This window comes from Pseudoalteromonas sp. 1CM17D, from assembly GCF_023161805.1.
Lineage (GTDB): Bacteria > Pseudomonadota > Gammaproteobacteria > Enterobacterales > Alteromonadaceae > Pseudoalteromonas > Pseudoalteromonas atlantica.
The window spans coordinates 634,068-652,718 of the sequence record NZ_JALNTP010000001.1; the positions used below are offsets into that span (position 1 = coordinate 634,068).

An 18,651-nucleotide genomic window follows, 5' to 3' on the forward strand; every position below is an offset into this window, starting at 1 on the left:
AATATTCAGCATTAAAGGCCAAAAAGTACTGGTCGGAGCATTCACATGCATAAAAAATCAGTAAACCCAGCGTTAAATATTGCCATAGCAGTGTACCCGCATTTACTTATTACCAGTTTAACACTGCCTATTGAAATGCTAAGAGCCGGTGAGGCTTATGCAAAAGGCCATTTAAGCAACACGGACTTTAGACCGCTTAGTATAAATTTGATTGCTAAAAATAATGAGCCAATACAAAACCGTACTGGGCTTGCCATAGTTCCCGACTGCACCACACACAACGCGCCCTACAACGACTTAATTATTGTGCCCGGTATATGGCGAAACCCTCGTCCGGTCGTACGTACTAATAAAGAAGTAGTTGAATGGCTACAAGAAAGCTTTGAAACCGGCAGTCATATAATTGGTGTAGGCACGGGTAATTGCCTAGTTGCAGAAGCGGGCTTACTGGATGGGCACCCTGCAACAACCCATTGGCATTACGCTAAACAATTTAGCAACGACTACCCATTAGTGCGCTTAAAGCCCGACTTTTTTATCACCCAATCTGAGCGCATGTATACGGTGGCAAGCTTAAATGCCCTTGCCGATGTGATCGTTCATATTATTAGCCAATACTATGGCAAAGCCGCTGCGCAACATGTAGAGCGTAACTTTTCGCACGAAGTACGTAAACCATACGAAGATCAGCGCTATCTTGAAGGCGCAGTTGACCGCCATCCAGATGAACTCATAGCGCAAATTCAGTTTTGGCTTAAAACTAATTTAGCCAGCGAGTTAAACTTACAAGAAGTAGCCGCCCAATTTAGTTTGAGTTATCGTACATTTACCCGCCGCTTTAAGCTTGCGACTAATCAAAGCCCTATAGAGTATTGGCAACAATTACGGGTAGAAGGCGCTAAAGAGTTATTAGCTTCATCTAATTTAACGATTCAAGAGGTGGCACTTGAGGTCGGCTATAACGACCAAGGTCATTTAACCCGCGTGTTTAAAAAAGTGCTTAGCCAAACGCCAAGCGAGTACAGAAAAGTAGTACGAAGAAAATTATTTGGCTAATACAAAGCTGCAATTAAGTGGCTTTTTTCCTTATATAAATTACACTATTAGCTAAAATCCTAGCTAGGTTATTGTATGAGCGATGAAATAAAACAGCACCTTTTTGAACAACAAAATAATGGCTCAGTGGACGAAAAGTTATTAAGGTTACTTTCGCTTGTTCGCAAACATCTTAAAATGGATGTGGCGTTTATATCAGAATTTACACAAACAGATCGGGTTTTTAAGGTGGTCGATAATCATACCGATAACCACTGCGTATCAGTAGGTAATTCAGATCCTATTTGTGAGACTTACTGCAAAAAAATTTCAGACAACGACCTTGAACCAATAATTCCTAACACACATAAACACCCTATTACTAAGGCTATGCCGGTCACCAAAAAATTAAATATAGGCGCTTACATAGGTGTACCGATTGTTTTAGCATCAGGCAAAACGTATGGTACCTTTTGCTGTTATAAAACCACATTTGATGACAACTTAAATGATAGAGATCTGGCTTTTTTAAAACTAATTTCAGAGCTTGCTACCGAGCTCATTGAACAAAGATCACAATCAGAGATCATAAGTAATGAGACAAAAATACTCATAGAAAATATTATAAAAACAAATGCCATCACTATTTATTTTCAGCCCATTTTTAACCTAGCGACGAATCGGCTATCGGGTTATGAATCGCTTTCACGCTTTTTTACTCAACCTTACAAAACCCCCGATGTATGGTTTAAAGATGCCGACAACTTAGGGCTAGGTGAAGCCCTAGAAATTCTTGCTATACAAAACACCCTGCATTGTATGGATGAACTTGCTCCACATGCCTACGTGACTATAAATACATCCCCTGCACATATATTATCGGGCTCAATTAATAATGTATTACAAAATGTTGATTGCACCCGCATTATATTAGAAGTCACAGAGCACTCGCCTATTTTAGATTACCAAGCTATGCGCGCGGCACTTGAGCCATTGAGAAATAAAGGCGTAAAATTAGCTATTGACGATGTAGGCGCTGGGTTTTCGTCTTTTCAGCACATATTGGAGTTAGAAGCCGATATTATAAAACTTGATATAAGCCTGACTGAAAATATAAATAACGACCAAAGAAAGTTTTTACTCGCAAAAGCATTATGTGGTTTTGCAAAAGCAATTAATTGTACGATTGTAGCTGAAGGTATCGAAAATAAAGAAGAGCTTCTCACATTGAGGCAGCTAAAAGTAGATAACGTCCAAGGCTACTTTATTGGTCGCCCTGCGCCTATTAACGAGGCAATCGAGTACCAAGCAGTCACGCTTTAGCTAATACACTCATATAATAACGCCACTAAATTAGTGGCGTTAAATCAGTGGCTTTCTGGGTCGTTAAAGTCTTTTCGGTAGTAACGTTTTTGATAATTTTTTACTTTAGTGTGCACGCCTTTGCTTAGGCTTTTAAATTTTGCCTCCAGTACATCTACACCGTATAAAATACCAACCACCAGCACCGAAAGTTTAATGGCAGCACCTAAATTGTCGGTGGCTATCATTACGCCAATTGAGGCAAGCACCCAAATGGTTGCAGCAGATGTCACCCCTACTACAGCGCCGTCTTTTGCAAGCATGACCCCTGCACCTAAAAAGCCAATGCCTGTAATTATTTGCCCCACTACACGCGAATGATCAATCACATCGCCTTGTAAGTTAAACGCGGTTGATAAAAACAAATACGTGCCCAGCGTTATGAGTGCAGAGGTACGAATACCCACAGGTTTACCGCGCAATTGCCGTTCTAAGCCAATTATGGCACCGCAAAAAGCGGCGGTGCCAATGGCTGCCCACGAATAAGGCGCTACATCAATTAAATCTAAAAAAGTCACTCTTAACGAAAACCTATTAATTATTAGCAATGGCCACCGCGGTTCTTAAACGTTGGCTACCAAATGCTGACATTTTACTAAAATCACTGCGCGCTATAGGTACGTACTGGCAATCTATAGCGAGTTGTTTGTCGCTTCCTGGCTCGCAAAACGGGTCATGAACATACACGCAGTGCTCATCAAGGTGGGTAACGCACACCCAATGAGGTGATTTTTTACCATCAAAACTGTATGTGCTAATTAGTAACAGCACACTAAAGCCTTGGCTTAACCACTGTTCAATATGCTCAAGCTCTACATCTTTATAGCTAAGCGGTATATTTGCCTGCGCTATACCCTCTACAAATTGTTGGTGTACTGTTGAAAGCACCACTTTTTTGTTTTCATTGCGTACGCCATCTAAAAACAAAGGCTCTGTGGTATTTACCATTACCTCGCTTTTAAAGCCGCGTTTATTAGCCGCCAACGCTAAACCAAACGGATGGCAACCACCGTGGCCCGATGTCATAAAAATGGTGGTGCCTTCGCGCCAAAGAGCCAGCTCATGTGATTGGCTAAGCTTAGTTGTTGGCTTAAGTGCCCCCATTGCCATTAATAGCGCAGCAGGCCCACAGGTAAACTCGGTAGTTTGTTGGTACCACGGCGTTAACCGCGCTACTTTTAGCTCATGCGTTTGGCGAATATTTTTTTGCATTCGCAGCGCATCACTGTGATCGTCATAATAATCGCTGTATTGACCAAATACTCTGTAGCCCAAACTTTTATAAAGCCCTATCGCACTTTCGTTATTTACCGCCACTTCTAAACGTAAGTAAAGTCGCCCACGCTCGCTGGTTTGTTTTTCAAGCGCAGCTAATAGCATTTTGGCAATGCCTTTACCTTGCATTGTGGGTAGTACAGCAAGCGAATATAAACGCGCTAAACGTGTGCCTTTATGGCACCACACCAGCCCATAGCCGCATACTTGCTCGCCGTTATCTGCAACGAGCAATATACCGTGCTTAGCATTTAACCAGCGCTTTAAGCTACGCGGGCTCAATTTATCGTTATTAAAGCACGCATTTTCAAGGTCTATTAGTGCGATTAAATCACTGCTAATTGCCTTTCGAATAACAAGGTTACTCATGTATTAGCCACGGCCTCGCGCTTCTAAGCGTTGTTTAAATTCATCCATAATGATCATGTATAGCTCGTCGCCTAAATAGCCGTCTTCTACTTTGTGATCAATACTTGGGTTGTCATTTACTTCAAGCACATATGCTTTGCCTTGATGTTCTTTAACATCTACGCCATATAAGCCTTTGCCCACAGTTTTACATGCTTTTAAAGCGGCATCTAACACGGCTTTCGGTAACTCAAAGGTAGGTAACGTTTCAAAGCCACCAGAGAAAAACCGTTTAGCATCATGATTATAAATTTGCCAATGGTTGCGCGCCATCAAGTAGCGACACGCATAAATAGCGCGGCCATTTAATACACCCACTCGCCAATCGTATTCTGTGTACATGTATTCTTGTGCAAGTACCAATGCGCTATATTCAAACAGCTCGGTTAATTTAGCTTCAAGCTCACTGCGGTTTGCAACTTTAAACACCCCTTTAGAAAACGACCCTTCAGGCATTTTTAAAACCAGCGGATAGGTAAACGCCTCTTCTAATTGCTCAAGCGTTTGCGCTGATTGATCAGCCACTACCACCGTTTTTAAACTGGGCACTTTTTGATAATTAAACGCATCGTGTAAATACACTTTATTACAACAACGTAAAATAGACTCAGCGTCGTCAATAACCACTAAACCAAGGCTTTGCGCTTTACTTGCAAGGCGATACGTTGGGTGGTCAATCGCTGTAGTTTGGCGAATAAATAACGCATCAAACTGGGCAATGTTGTCTATTTCTTCAAAGCTTAATGCTTGAGCATTAATACCATGCTTAGCCGCTGCTTTTATAAAGCGAGCTATGGCGTCTTTATCGCTCGGTGGTACTTTTTCGTTATGATCAACAAGGATTGCCATATCCCATCTAAAACGGCGCTGCACAGTACCAATGTGCCATTGGGTTTGAGTAAACGTATTTAGTTTTTCTACAAAATTGCTATATTGCTCATCGCTTAAAGTGCTAAGCGAACCTTGCTGTAACAAGCCTTGCTCATCTACATATAAAATAGGCGCTGGGTATTGCTTAAATACCGATTTAGCCGCTTTGCTTTGTAGCTCGTTTAAGGCATTACCAAAGTAAATTTCGCCATCAATTTGCCCAACATTTAACATAGGAGCTTGACCGCTTCGAAGCGCGTTTATTGTTTTAACACTGGGTAACACCTGATGTTTACGGGCCTCTGCAAGCAATGAGCAATAGTAACCCTTACTTAAGTATTGGCTTGAGTCGCATAAATTAATAATGCGGGTTTTAGGTTCATTATGTTTTGGGTAATCACGTAAGTAACTATTAAACGTAATTACATTTTCGAACGATTGAGCAAGTGTTTGCTCGTTGTTATCAACCACTATTAAGGTTTTAAACACGACTTTTCCTAGTTAAGTCAGAAATATAAAAAGCATGCCTAATAAAATACTCAGCACTATAAATAGAAACACCCATCGTACTAAGTGGGCATTGCGCGTATCACTTAATACGATGGGTGCTTTAACAAATACCTACTGTAAGTGTTAGCGCTTAAATTGCTTAAGCGACATCTGCTTTATATGCCCTTTTTAAAAACCACACAAACGAGATATTTTTAGCGTGAAGATAAAAAATATTGATTAACTATATTTTCCTATTAATGCAGATTAAAATACGCAAAATTAATATTTTATGAGCGTTATAAATGTCACATCCTACCTGCCCACAATGCCAATCTGAATATGTTTACGAAGACCAACAACTGCTTATATGCCCTGAATGCGCCTACGAATGGAACCCAAACAGTACAAACGATGAAGACGCAATTTCAGTTAAAGATGCCAACGGCACCTTACTTACTGATGGCGATAAAGTAACCGTAGCCAAAGATTTAAAAATTAAAGGCAGCTCACAAGTCATTAAAATTGGCACAAAAGCAGTCGTTAGACGTGTGCTTGATAAAAAAGATCACGAGCTAGATTGTAAAGTAGACGGCATTGGCGAAATGATGGTAACAGCGAAGTTTGTGAAAAAGGCTAACTAGTTGGATAGGTCGGATAAATGGCGAAGCCATGCCATCCGACGCGTAATAAAGGCCGAAATTATTTCATTTAACAAAAACTTTTGTACAAAATTAAAGTGTATTATGAAGCTATAGCTTTGTCGGATGGCGCTTCGCTTATCCGACCTACGAAATATTTATATTTTTTATCCGCACCAATTATTTGCATAAATGCCTTGTTTCACGGCTCTATGAAAACTTGAATAAGGCCAATCAGCTACTTGACTAACTAGGCCATGTTTTAACGGATTAAAATGAACATAGTTAACATGATGCCAATAATCATTATCATCCCTAATAGTATGTTCCCAAAAACGGCGCTGCCAAATTCCACGTTCATTTTTACGTTTCCGTGTTTGAGTTAAAAACTCTGTCTTTGGGAGTGATTTTGAAAATCGCTTTTTAATTTCTCGCCAGCGACTCGAATAATCCACATCATCATCTGGTAAAGTTAAAACTGCATGAAGGTGATCGGGCAGCACAACCCATGCATCTATATAAAATGGCCTTTGAGATTTAACAAAACGGATAGACTCTCTTAATAAATCGATATGCTCAACCAACAACGATTTATTCCTATCGAGCAAATTAACTGTAAAAAAGTACGTCCCACCTTTTACATAATTACGACGATATTGCATTGCATATCCATTGTATTATTTGTTACGCATTAGACAAATAAAGCGCAAATTTAGGATATATACAACATTGACGTAGGTCGGATAAATGGCGAAGCCATGCCATCCGACAATTAATTTATAAGTATAAGCGTTTATTGTATTGATATGGTTTTGTCGGATGGCGCTTCGCTTATCCGACCTACATAAAAACCAATGTTTTATAAAATTTCTACCACATCATATTCATGGTTTTTGCCTGCAATGGTTAGGCTTACTTCATCATCAAGTTGTTTGCCTAAAAGTTGTTTACCTAATGGTGCTTCGGGTGTAACAACTTGAATAGTTAGTCCTTTTACTTCAACGGTTAAGCCGCCTGCGGCTGGGCCTAAATAAAACCATTTTTGTAGGGCGTTTTCATCTTCTAGGCAAACGAGTGAGCTTATAATCACTTTATTGTGAGTGGGCTCTTTAAAAATGGCTTCAAACTGTTTAATGCTTTTGTAGCAATCGTTTACACGCTCGGCTTGGCCTTGTGCTAAATAAGCGGCTTCGAGCCCTAGGGTATCGTACTGCGTTTCTGCAACGCTTTCTTCGTGAGTGGCGGCGTCGTGCGCGGCTTTTGCTGCTTGTTTTGCACTGTTTAATTGTGCTTCGAGTGCAAATTTAAGGTGTTCTATTACGTGGGATTTATTCATGAAAGGCGCTAATAACCAATACGGTAAACTATGTAATTAATTTTACCGTTATAAGGCGCTTAAAACCATTATTTTAAGCGCCTGTATTTTAATGCTGATTTTAAAAGTATTTATTGCTAGGGCATATCGAGCAACGCTTGCGTTTCTGCATCTTGTTTTTCTTCGTAATTTTTAGCACTTAACCCTAAAAGCTCAGGTAACGTGGCGGCAATACAAATAGATGAGAACGTACCTACTACAATGCCGGTAAATAGCGCGATGGCAAAGCCTTGTAATGGCGCACCCGCGAGGAGCCAAACACTTGCAACTGTAGCAAGTGTGGTACCCGATGTAATAAGCGTGCGCGTTAAGGTACTTTTTATGGCGTTGTTAATAATACTTGCGGGGCTAAGCGCATTATTAGATTTAACACGTAAAAGCTCGCGTACTCTATCACCCACTATTATAGAGTCGTTAAGTGAGTAACCTATAATGGCCAGCAAACTGGCAAGTACGGTTAAATTAAACTCAATACTTAATAGCGAAAATAGCCCCAGTACCAGTAATAAATCATGCACTAACGCAACTACAGAGCCTACGGCTAAACGCCATTCAAACCGCACCGCTAAATAAAGCATTACTGCAACCATGGCTGAAAATAGCGCTAAACAACCTTGTTCAAACAGTTCATCACCCACTTGCGAGCCAATATACGCTGATGATAAAACCTCGGCGTTAATGTCTGCATTTTGTGTAATGGCACTTTGCCAATCACTACTATTTGCTGTTGAACCGCTGGGCGCTTCGCGTAGTTGAAAGTGATTATTACCTTGTGCGGTTAGTTCAAACTCGCCATTGTGATTTTTAGTAATAAATTGCTCAAGTTGTTTTAGCTCAACACCTTGGCTGGTGGTAAATTCTGTTAGGTAACCACCGGTAAAGTCGAGCCCAAAATTAAGCCCTTTTTGACTAAGCGTAAATACCGATAGCAGTACAAGTATGGCGCTCAAAAGCATGCCCGAAAAACGCAGACGTGTACCCGCCTCGCCCTTTAAAAAAGTGTTAAGCATGTGCATTTACTCCTGCTTTTTTAGCCATTTTTAAATATACCGTTTGGCTTAGTACTTTTGATACGTACACACCAGTAAATACCGAGGTTATTAAGCCAAGTGCCAATGTTATGGCAAAACCTTTAACCGGGCCGTAACCTATTCCATATAAAATAAGCGCGGTGATCATGGTGGTTATATTGGCATCAAATATGGTGTTAGCGGCTTGCTTGTAACCTTCTTGAATAGCTTGATAAGCAGAGCGGCCTTTTCTACGCTCTTCTTTTATTCGCTCAAATATAATAACGTTGGTATCTACCGCCATACCAATGGTGAGTACCAGCCCGGCAATACCCGGAAGTGTTAACACAACCCCTGGTAATAACGACATTAGCCCCACAAGCGACGTTAAATTTAATAATAGCGCTACGTTTGCAATAAGTCCTAAGCGGCGATACCACATCGCCATAAAGGCAAGTGTAATACCCATGCCCAGCATCAATGCGGCCAAGCCGTTAGTTATATTTTCTTGACCTAGGCTTGGGCCAATTGTTTGCTCGTGCACAATAGTAACCGGTGCAGTTAGCGAGCCTGCGCGTAATAATAGTGCTAGGTCGGCCGCTGCTTGTTGGCTTTTCATATTGGTAATACTAAAACGTGAACTTAAATGCTGCGCAATATTCGCCACATTTATAACTTCGCTTTTTTTAACGGTTTCACCTTTAGCGTTTTGAGAGTACTCAGAGTAAACCGTGGCCATAGGCTTACCAATATTCGCTTTTGAAAACGACGACATCGCATCGCCGCCTTGTCCATCAAGGCTAAGTTGCACAAGGGGTTTACCCCAATCGTCGCGCCCTATAGTGGCATTATTAATATGCTCACCGGTAAAAATTGGCACAGGATCAAGTTTGATGGTCCCACCAGATTGCATATCAAATGTTTGCCCACCGATTTCTTTTAACTGATAAAACCCAAGTGATGCAGTTGCACCTATGATGCGCTTTGCCTCTGTTGGGTCTTGCACGCCTGGCAGCTCTATGCGTATACGGTTTTTACCTTGGCGCTGAGTGACGGCTTCGGTAATGCCTAATTCTTCTATACGTGAGCGAAGCGTTGTAAGCGTTTGGCTCATTACTTCTTTATCAAAGTTGCTTCGCCCTTGCTCTGAATAGGTGAATTTTGCATTTTTAATATCACCATTACTGGTTGTTGAAACTGCTAAATTAGCAAAGCGACTTTGTAGCTCATTGATTACCGGTGTAAGCTTTTTCGCTCCATTTGGGTGTGCATTTATTTCAAAGCCGTGCCCTATTTGCAGCACTTTAAGGCCGTACGCTTTTTGCTTAATAATAATTGATTTTGCTTGTTGATACGCACTGACTAATTGCTCATCAATTGCTTTATCTAAATCTACGTCGAGTACAAATAACACACCGCCGTTTAAATCTAGTCCCAATTTTATTGGTGATAAACCAAACTCTTGCAGCCAAAGTGGGCTCGTTGCATGTTCTACAATTTTAACTTGCGTGTTTGGATACTGCGCCTTTATAGCCGCTTGGGCTTGTGCGCTTTTAGTTGGCTCGTTTAACAAAATATTTATAGATGTTTGATTATTTAGCCCTTGCTCAACTTTTAAGCCTTGGTTATTTAAAAAAGTAACTAATGCATTAGTACTTGGCACAGCTTGTGTTTCGCTATGAGGTGCATTGCTTACATGTAACCACGATTTATTAGGGTATAAGTTGGGTAATGCGCTAATGGCTAATAAAACCAGCACAATAAGCATGGCTATATAGCTTAATTTAAATTTAGCCATAAACGGCTTGTGATCTTTTTTTACACTTAACATGGTGTTTCCTTATTACCAGAACCGGTAACGTACTTTTTAAAAGCACAATTAATCTCAAGGCCTAAACGTAAAACGTTAAAACCTAATAAAAATTAAATAAGAAAATTAAGCGTGATAGGTGCTTACGGCGGTATAAAGTAAATTAGCGTCTTTCCAGCCACTGAGTCGCGACTTTTTACTATGCGTTACAAGTGTATACCATGGCCGTTGGGCAATAAACGCGTTGGGGCTTAGGTATATTTCTCTAAAAAGGGTGTGTGCAAAAAATTCAAATACAACGTCGTATTCAGGCTCACTTTGCGCGACATGTAAAAATAACGAAGAATTACTAGCCGTTAACCTAGGTTGATGAGCGTCAAACCCTGTTTGATGAGTTTTTTTGTGCTCACTCCCCTTTACCGATTTTGATATAGGCAGCGTTTTAGCTAACTCAACGCTATCAGCAAACACACTCAATGAGGTGGTTACAGTGTTTAATTTATGTGTCGCGCACTGCGCACTACTTTGAACACTAAAAAGCGCACAAAACAGTAAAAAAGCAGATATAAACACACGAATGTTAAACATGGTTGCGTCAAGCTAAAATAAGGGATGCGTAGTATATATGGGCAAGTATTTAAAATACAATGCATATTAATTAAGTATTTATTTGACTGAGATCCGTAATGCGCTCTAAACACAGTACTATAAAACGCACCGATGCAATGACCTTAAAACAAAGCATTAAAACGCTGTGGCCATACATTACTAAATTTAAAGGGCGCGTATTTATTGCACTTTTAGCCCTTATAGGAGCTAAAGGCGCAACTCTTTTAATGCCTTGGGCATTAAAAGAAATTATCGACTCGGTTGATAAATCAATCAATCCAGTTTTAGTTATCCCTGCATTACTATTGCTTTTGTATGGTGGGCTTAGGTTTGCCAGCGTGTTTTTAGGCGAAGTAAGAGATGCGGTGTTCTCTCGTGTGACAGAGCACGCGATGCGTGATATTGGGTTAAAAGTATTTAAACATTTACACTCGCTAGAGCTTGCTTTTCATCTCGATAGGCAAACAGGTGGAATAAGCCGTGATATAGAGCGTGGTACTAGTGGGCTGAGCTTTTTAATGCGTTTTTTAATGTTTAATATTGTCCCCACCCTTTTTGAAATACTGACCGTTGCTATTATTTTTGGCTCGCTATTTTCTATTTGGTTTGCGTTAATAACTTTATTAGCGGTTGCTATTTATATTACCTTTACTGTAACAGTAACGCAGTGGCGAAACCGTTTTATACGTGAGGCAAACGCCGCCGATAACCTTAGTAATACGCGCGCCATAGACAGCCTGCTTAACTACGAAACTGTAAAATATTTTAATAACGAAGAATTTGAAGCCAAAACATACGACTCTTTTTTAGCAAATTGGGAAACCGCCCGTTTAAAAAATAGAATGTCATTGCTTGCGCTTAATTCAGGCCAAGCGTTAATAATTGCAAGCGCTATTACAGCGCTAATGTGGTTAGGTGCCAAAGAAGTGGTAACGGGCGCTCTAACAATTGGCGAACTTGTAATGATAAACGCCTACATGATCCAATTATTTTTACCGCTTAACTTTTTAGGATTTGTTTATCGAGAAATAAGACGCGCCCTAACCGATTTAGAAAACATGCTGGGCTTACTTAATAAAAAACCACAGGTAACGCACCGACCCCATGCTCAACACCTTTGTGTTAGCAAAGGCAATATAGCCTTTAATAATGTCAGTTTTAGTTACGATGCCAACCGCCCTATTCTTAGTAATATTAGCTTTAAAGTTAAAGCAGGCAGTAAGGTTGCCGTTGTAGGTGCAAGTGGTGCAGGTAAGAGCTCTTTGGCGCGGTTACTTTATCGCTTTTACGATATTAGCGCGGGCAGTATAACCATAGATAACCAAGCTATAGACGCCGTCACCCTCGATAGCCTGCGTAAAGCCATTGCTATAGTGCCACAAGACACCGTGCTATTTAACACCAGCATACGCGAAAACATCGCCTATGGCAGACCCACAGCAAGCGATAGTGAAATAGATAAAGCAATAGAAATGGCCCATTTAAAGGACTTTATTTCAACTTTAGCGCAAGGCGATAAAACGTTAGTGGGCGAGCGCGGTTTAAAAGTATCTGGCGGCGAAAAACAACGTATTGCAATTGCACGTGCAATTTTAAAGCAATCTCCTATTTTAATTTTTGATGAGGCGACCTCGGCGCTCGACTCGCACGCAGAGCAAGCCATTTTAAAGGCAATGCGCGATGTAACTCAAAACCACACCAGTATTGTGATTGCACACCGGCTATCAACTATAGTTGATGCCGATAACATATTAGTATTTAAAAAGGGCGAACTGGTTGAGCAAGGCACACATTCAGCGCTTTTATTACAAAATGGTCAATACGCTCAAATGTGGCAATTACAACAGCAAGATGATTAATTAACGCCATTTACTGGCGATACTGCGGCTTTACCTTTAGAATACGGCCTTGCAATTTTATTCAATAATTTACATATATTAAGGCGAAACGCAGATGGGAAGAGCTTACCAAAACAAAAAAGATTCAATGGCTAAAACTGCGGGTGCTAAAACTAAAGTTTATTCTAAGTACGGTAAAGAAATATACATTTGCGCTAAAAATGGTGGCGTAGATCCAGATGGTAACCTTGCGCTGCGCCGTTTAATCGAGCGCGCTAAAAAAGACCAGGTACCCGCACACGTTATTGAGCGCGCAATAGACAAAGCCAAAGGCGGTGGCGGTGAAGATTACGCAGCCACACGTTATGAGGGTTACGGCCCTGGTAACTGTATGATTATTGTTGACTGTTTAACCGACAACAACAAACGCACGTTTGCTGATGTACGTATTTGTTTTACCAAAGCAAACGCTAAAATAGGCGCACAAAATTCGGTATCACATTTATTCGATCACCTCGCTATTTTTGTTTTTGATGGCGATGACGATGACGATGACGATGAAGCTGTACTAGAAGCCCTTATGATGGCCGATGTTGATGTAACAGATGTAGAAGTAGAAAACGGTAAAGTGACGGTTTTTGCACCACATACAGAATACAACAACACCCGTACAGCGCTTGAAGAAATGGGTATTACAGATTTTGACGTAGATTTAATTTCGTTTGTACCACAAGTTGAAGCCCCTATTGATGGTGAAGACGTAGAAGTAATGGAGCGCTTTTTAGCCATGCTTGAAGATTGTGACGACGTGCAAAACGTTTACCATAACGCGCAATTTTAAACTTTACTAAACGTATTTACTTTAAGCCAACAGCGATGTTGGCTTTTTTATTTTAAAAGGCTTGTGAAAATTTATGAATACCCTTGCAGAGCTTAAAGCTGGTAGGTTGAATGGTGTTACTCGCTTACAACTCGTAGAAGGCTTAACTGAGTTTCCTTTAGAAATTTTAACCCTTGCAGATACCTTAGAAGTACTCGATTTATCAAACAATAATCTCACTACACTGCCAGATGAGTTTGCGTGCTTAACAAAGCTTAAGCGGGTGTTTTTATCGTTTAACCAATTTAAACATATACCTAAAGTACTCGCTAAGTGCCCTGCTTTAATTATGGTTGCATTTAAAGGCAATCAAATAACAGAGTTTGCACTAAACAGCTTATCTAAAAATATTGAATGGTTAATACTGACCGATAACAAATTAAGCGCATTGCCAAGTGACTTTGGTAATTACACACAGCTTAAAAAGCTCGCCCTTGCAGGAAATAACCTAAAACAACTACCCGCGGGTATGGCCTCTTGTACTAATTTAGAACTAGTTAGGCTCTCCGCTAATAACCTAACAAAACTTGATAATTGGCTATTAGAACTCCCCAAACTTGCTTGGCTTGCCTTTGCGAGTAATGCATTTAATAAAGCTCAAAGCTTAACTAACAGTCGTTTACAAAACACACCACTTGAAAATTTTCAGCTTAAAAAAGTAATTGGCCAAGGTGCATCGGGCGTTATTCATTTAGCTAAAACAGCACAGCACGATGTCGCGGTAAAATTATTTAAAGGGGCAATTACAAGCGATGGCTACCCACTTGATGAAGTAAACTGCTGTTTACAAGCAGGCTATCATAAAAACTTAATTAACGTATTAAGCTACATAGAGCAAAGCACACAGCTTGGTTTAGTGATGGAGCTAATAGATACACGCTTTACTAATTTAGGTTTGCCGCCAAGTTTAGAAACCTGTACGCGCGATACCTTTAATACACACTGTCACTATTCGCCTGAGGCAATTTATAAAGTTGCCCAGCAAATGATAAGCACCCTTACCCACTTACATGCTAACAACGTAAGTCATGGCGATATTTACGCCCATAACACCATGATAAATGAACAATATGACGTTTTATTTGGTGATTTTGGTGCAGCAACAAATTTAGCCATGCTTAGCGAATATCAGCAACAGCAAATACAGTTAATAGAAGTCCGCGCTTTTGGTTGCTTAATTGAGGACTTATTAAGCACTGTTAGCACTGCAGATAAGCAAAGCGAACTGTTTAATAAAATGTCCGATATAGCAGCGCGTGCTATAAATACGGATATTGCATCGCGTCCTAGTTTTAAAGAGCTAAGCGCTCTATTAAACGAGCGGGTATAAATTAATCAAAATAAAAAAGCCTGCATAATGCAGGCTTGGTTGGATAAAGCTAAACTTTTACGCGGTCAATTATAAGTACTGACCTAATGCTTTAACTTGGTCTAACATGCGGTTTGAGAAACCCCACTCGTTGTCGTACCAAGCCATTACTTTAACTAGTTTGCCATCAGCTTTAGTTTGCGTTGCATCAAAAATTGATGACGCAGGGTTGTGATTAAAATCAATAGAAACAAGCGGAAGCTCGTTGTACTCTAAAATTTCTTTCATTGAACCTGTTGCTGCGGCTTTCATTACTTCGTTGATTTCTTCAGCTGTTGTTTCGCGCTTAGTAATAAACGTAAAATCAACTAAAGAAACATTGATAGTAGGTACACGTACCGACATACCGTCTAATTTACCCGCAAGCTCAGGAAGTACTAAGCCAACAGCTGCAGCAGCACCTGTTTTAGTTGGGATCATAGACTGTGTTGCGCTACGTGCACGGTATAGGTCTGGGTGATAAACGTCAGATAAGTTTTGATCGTTTGTATAAGCATGAATTGTAGTCATGCTACCTTGTTCAATACCTACTGTGTCGTTAATTGCTTTTGCAATTGGCGCTAAACAGTTAGTCGTACATGATGCGTTAGAGATAATGTTGCTATCAGCGTTAATTACGTCGCTGTTAACACCATGTACTACCGTTGCATCTAAATCTTTACCAGGAGCAGATACAATTACTTTTTTAGCACCTGCTGTAATGTGCTTAGCTGCGTCTTCACGCTTAGTGAAAAAACCAGTACATTCTAAAACGATATCTACGTTTAACTCTTTCCACGGTAAGTTTGCAGGGTCACGCTCTTGAGTCAAAGTAATTACGTCATCACCAATCAGCATAGTGTTATCTGATAACGTTACTTTTTGAGAAAATTGACCGTGAACTGAGTCAAATTGTGTTAAATGCGCATTTACGTTAGCCGGTGCTAAATCGTTAATTGCTACAATTTTAATTTCACTGTTTTGTGCTGACTCGTAAAGTGCACGTAGTACGTTGCGACCGATACGGCCATAGCCATTAATTGCTACATTAATCATTTTTAGACTCCTATTTAACTTCACTTGCTTGTCGAGCAAGCGCTTCAATGGCTTGCCAGTCTTTGTTTTCAATTAGTTGCTTATCTAGCATCCACGTACCACCAACACAAATAACGTTATTAAGCGCTAAGTAATTAGGGGCTGTTGCTAGACTAATACCACCGGTTGGGCAAAAAGTAATGTGCGGCAATGGCCCGCCAATCGACTTAAGCATTGCCGTTCCACCTGCAGCCTCTGCAGGGAAGAATTTTAAGTACTTAAAGCCATGGCTTGCTAACTGCATTACTTCACTTGCAGTTGCTGCACCCGGTAAAAACGGAATGTCTGAATCTTTAGCTAGTGCTAGTAATTCATCACTTACACCTGGGCTTACCATAAAATCAGCGCCTGCTTCTACTGAAGCATCAAAGCTTGCTTTATCAACCACTGTACCTGTACCAACGTAAGCTTCTGGAACTTCTGCTTTCATTAGTTTTACAGCTTCCACTGCAACAGGCGTGCGTAGCGTAATTTCAAGGGCTTTTAAGCCACCGTTGTATAACGCTCTAGCGAGTGGTGCTGCATCTTCTAGTTTTTCGATTACAACCACTGGCACCACAGGTGCCGACGCTAAGATTTTTTCAATACTCATTACTTGTTCCTCATTACCCAGTGTGTGGCAATTATTATTCAAGTCCAAAAGCACTCGCACCTAAATCGGCGCTGCTTACAATATTTCTAAATCCAGTAAATAATTCTCGGCCGGTACCAAAGGTTAAGCTTGGTTGGCTAAGTTGTAGTTCACGCTTAGCAAGCTCTTCATCGCTAACATGTACTTTTAATATTCCGTTTGGCGCATCTAGGGTTACTAAATCGCCCTCAAGAATTTTTGCAATAATGCCACCTTCAACAGCTTCTGGCGCTAAGTGAATAGCAGCAGGCACTTTACCTGATGCGCCCGACATACGGCCATCAGTCACAATAGCTACTTTAAAGCCTTCGTCTTGAAGTGTTGCCATTACAGGTGTTAATTTATGCAGCTCTGGCATACCTTTCGCTTTAGGGCCTTGCTCTTTAAGCACGGCAATAAAGTCTTGGTTTAACTCGCCACGGCTGTATGCCTCTTGCAGTTCGCCTTGTGAGCTAAATACTTTAGCTGGGGCTGTTACTACTTGGTGCTCAGTGGCTACAGCAGAGACTTTAATGACGGCTTTACCTAGGTTACCCGTAAGTAGTTGTAGGCCGCCTTGCTTGCTAAATGGATTGCTAATTGGACGCAGTACTTCTTCATCGAGTGAGTTTTCTGGGCAATCTACCCATTTAACTTTTGAAGGGCCTGTTGAGTTGCTCATAATTAAGCTGTCGTCTTTATCTAAACGCGGCTCCATCATGTAAGGCGCTAAACCTTCACCAAGCATTGTTTTAACATCAGTATGCAAGTAACCCGCGCCGGCTAATTCACGCATTAAGAAGCCCATACCGCCTGCGGCTTGGAAATGGTTTACATCGGCTGAGCCGTTAGGATAAATACGCGTAAGTAGTGGTACAACTTCTGATAAATCAGACATGTCTTTCCACGTTACTTGTATGCCCGCCGCTTTTGCGATGGCAACAATATGAATAGCGTGGTTAGTTGAGCCACCTGTAGATAGCAAGCCAACTAAACCATTAATAATGGTTTTTTCGCTGATGACATCTGCTAAACACGGGCTTTCTTTATCATCTGTAAGCTGCTTAAGCATGGTTTCTACAGCATTACCTGTTAAACCATCGCGAAGCTCAGTGTAAGGGTTAATAAACGAGCTACCTGGAAGGTGTAAGCCCATTATTTCCATTAACATTTGGTTTGAGTTAGCAGTACCGTAAAACGTACAAGTACCTGCGCTGTGGTACGAGGCGCTTTCAGCTTCAAGTAAGTCTTCACGGCTTACTAAGCCTTGTGCAAATTTTTGGCGAATACGTGCTTTTTCTTTGTTAGGAATACCAGATTGCATTGGCCCAGCAGGTAAAAAGAATACCGGTAAGTGACCAAAAGATAAGGCACCAATTAATAAACCTGGGACAATTTTGTCACATACGCCTAAACAAAAAACGCCGTCAAATACGTCATGCGATAGTGATACCGCAGTAGACATAGCAATTACGTCGCGAGAAAAAAGCGATAATTCCATGCCGTCACGCCCTTGCGTAACGCCATCACACATTGCTGGTACACCGCCTGCAACTTGGGCAGTTGCGTCGTACTTAGTAGCAAGGTCTTTAATTAAATCTGGGAAATCTTTGTATGGCACATGGGCCGAAAGCATATCGTTATATGAGTTGATAATAGCAAGATTTGGCTGCTCATCAGCCTTTAAGCGCGCTTTGTCGTCGCTGCTACACGCAGCCATAACGTGAGCGATGTTTCCGCAGCCTAGCCCGGCACGGACTCTTGTTTGTTTTTTTGCGTGCGAAATACGATCTAAATAATCTTGACGGGTTTGTTTACTGCGTTCAATAACGCGTTGGGTGACTTCTTCAATGCGAGGGTGCAACATAATTTAGCTCATCTCTATTAGTTAGAGGAAAAAGGCTCAGTAGCAATTACAGACTCCACGTAAATAACTGCACTGAGCATCTTTGATTTACCCGTTCAAAGGTACGCTACCAGGGAGCCTCTCACAACA

Annotated in this window: 17 protein-coding genes; 6 read left to right on the plus strand and 11 right to left on the minus strand. The window is 40.9% G+C overall.

The annotated features are described in order from the left end of the window. Nucleotides 1-45: 45 nt before the first annotated feature. Nucleotides 46-1,056, plus strand: coding sequence for a helix-turn-helix domain-containing protein (locus MSC25_RS02835; RefSeq protein ID WP_248442501.1), 1,011 nt, complete (start codon nucleotides 46-48; stop codon nucleotides 1,054-1,056). Between the two features lie 75 nt (nucleotides 1,057-1,131). Further along, nucleotides 1,132-2,358, plus strand: coding sequence for an EAL domain-containing protein (locus MSC25_RS02840; protein WP_248442502.1), 1,227 nt, complete (start codon nucleotides 1,132-1,134; stop codon nucleotides 2,356-2,358). Between the two features lie 44 nt (nucleotides 2,359-2,402). Here the strand turns inward: MSC25_RS02840 and MSC25_RS02845 are convergent, their stop codons facing one another. Genes MSC25_RS02845 through MSC25_RS02855 form a run of 3 tightly spaced genes read right to left on the minus strand, consistent with a single transcriptional unit; the run spans nucleotide 2,403 to nucleotide 5,439 of the window. Then, nucleotides 2,403-2,915: an MgtC/SapB family protein gene (locus MSC25_RS02845; protein WP_029774420.1), complete on the minus strand. Its 513-nt coding sequence runs from the start codon at nucleotides 2,913-2,915 to the stop codon at nucleotides 2,403-2,405. Nucleotides 2,916-2,931: 16 nt separating this feature from the next. Continuing rightward, nucleotides 2,932-4,041, minus strand: coding sequence for a GNAT family N-acetyltransferase/peptidase C39 family protein (locus tag MSC25_RS02850; RefSeq protein WP_248442503.1), 1,110 nt, complete (start codon nucleotides 4,039-4,041; stop codon nucleotides 2,932-2,934). A gap of 3 nt (nucleotides 4,042-4,044) precedes the next feature. After that, complete coding sequence (locus MSC25_RS02855; RefSeq protein ID WP_248442504.1) at nucleotides 4,045-5,439, minus strand: RimK family protein; 1,395 nt, start codon at nucleotides 5,437-5,439, stop codon at nucleotides 4,045-4,047. Nucleotides 5,440-5,744: 305 nt separating this feature from the next. Between MSC25_RS02855 and MSC25_RS02860 the strand changes: the two genes are divergently transcribed. Continuing rightward, nucleotides 5,745-6,083, plus strand: a complete 339-nt coding sequence (locus tag MSC25_RS02860; RefSeq protein ID WP_096041827.1) for a zinc ribbon domain-containing protein YjdM — start codon at nucleotides 5,745-5,747, stop codon at nucleotides 6,081-6,083. Between the two features lie 164 nt (nucleotides 6,084-6,247). Here MSC25_RS02860 and MSC25_RS02865 read toward each other — a convergent pair whose 3' ends face one another. From MSC25_RS02865 to MSC25_RS02885, 5 genes are all read right to left on the minus strand, one after another. Beyond that, complete coding sequence (locus MSC25_RS02865) at nucleotides 6,248-6,742, minus strand: transposase (RefSeq protein WP_004587815.1); 495 nt, start codon at nucleotides 6,740-6,742, stop codon at nucleotides 6,248-6,250. A gap of 197 nt (nucleotides 6,743-6,939) precedes the next feature. Then, nucleotides 6,940-7,416, minus strand: a complete 477-nt coding sequence (locus tag MSC25_RS02870; protein WP_024034053.1) for a GreA/GreB family elongation factor — start codon at nucleotides 7,414-7,416, stop codon at nucleotides 6,940-6,942. A 116-nt stretch (nucleotides 7,417-7,532) separates the two neighbouring features. Beyond that, nucleotides 7,533-8,465 (minus strand): protein translocase subunit SecF, encoded by a 933-nt coding sequence (gene secF, locus MSC25_RS02875; protein WP_248442505.1) that lies wholly within the window; start codon nucleotides 8,463-8,465, stop codon nucleotides 7,533-7,535. After that, complete coding sequence (gene secD / locus MSC25_RS02880) at nucleotides 8,458-10,296, minus strand: protein translocase subunit SecD (RefSeq protein ID WP_248442507.1); 1,839 nt, start codon at nucleotides 10,294-10,296, stop codon at nucleotides 8,458-8,460. The genes secF and secD overlap by 8 nt, the downstream gene beginning before the upstream one ends. Nucleotides 10,297-10,401: 105 nt before the next feature. Further along, complete coding sequence (locus MSC25_RS02885; protein WP_248442509.1) at nucleotides 10,402-10,863, minus strand: hypothetical protein; 462 nt, start codon at nucleotides 10,861-10,863, stop codon at nucleotides 10,402-10,404. Nucleotides 10,864-10,961: 98 nt separating this feature from the next. Between MSC25_RS02885 and MSC25_RS02890 the strand changes: the two genes are divergently transcribed. The 3 genes from MSC25_RS02890 to MSC25_RS02900 all read left to right on the plus strand — a co-directional run bounded on the left by MSC25_RS02890 (nucleotide 10,962) and on the right by MSC25_RS02900 (nucleotide 14,932). Continuing rightward, nucleotides 10,962-12,743: an ABC transporter ATP-binding protein/permease gene (locus MSC25_RS02890; protein WP_248442511.1), complete on the plus strand. Its 1,782-nt coding sequence runs from the start codon at nucleotides 10,962-10,964 to the stop codon at nucleotides 12,741-12,743. Between the two features lie 94 nt (nucleotides 12,744-12,837). Then, a complete protein-coding gene (locus MSC25_RS02895; RefSeq protein WP_248442513.1) occupies nucleotides 12,838-13,563 on the plus strand; it encodes a YebC/PmpR family DNA-binding transcriptional regulator in 726 nt (241 codons plus the stop codon). Nucleotides 13,564-13,636: 73 nt separating this feature from the next. Then, entirely contained in the window at nucleotides 13,637-14,932 is a 1,296-nt protein-coding gene (locus MSC25_RS02900) for a leucine-rich repeat-containing protein kinase family protein (protein ID WP_248442515.1), read from the plus strand. Between the two features lie 69 nt (nucleotides 14,933-15,001). On the opposite strand, the gene gap is transcribed toward MSC25_RS02900, so the two are convergent. Genes gap through edd form a run of 3 tightly spaced genes read right to left on the minus strand, consistent with a single transcriptional unit; the run spans nucleotide 15,002 to nucleotide 18,522 of the window. Next, the gene (gap, locus tag MSC25_RS02905) at nucleotides 15,002-16,006 is read right to left on the minus strand and encodes a type I glyceraldehyde-3-phosphate dehydrogenase (protein WP_029773117.1); all 1,005 of its coding nucleotides are present in this window, start codon (nucleotides 16,004-16,006) and stop codon (nucleotides 15,002-15,004) included. A 10-nt stretch (nucleotides 16,007-16,016) separates the two neighbouring features. Further along, nucleotides 16,017-16,637 (minus strand): bifunctional 4-hydroxy-2-oxoglutarate aldolase/2-dehydro-3-deoxy-phosphogluconate aldolase, encoded by a 621-nt coding sequence (gene eda, locus MSC25_RS02910; RefSeq protein ID WP_004587806.1) that lies wholly within the window; start codon nucleotides 16,635-16,637, stop codon nucleotides 16,017-16,019. Between the two features lie 34 nt (nucleotides 16,638-16,671). Then, nucleotides 16,672-18,522, minus strand: coding sequence for a phosphogluconate dehydratase (gene edd / locus MSC25_RS02915; protein ID WP_029773525.1), 1,851 nt, complete (start codon nucleotides 18,520-18,522; stop codon nucleotides 16,672-16,674). Nucleotides 18,523-18,651: the final 129 nt, after the last annotated feature.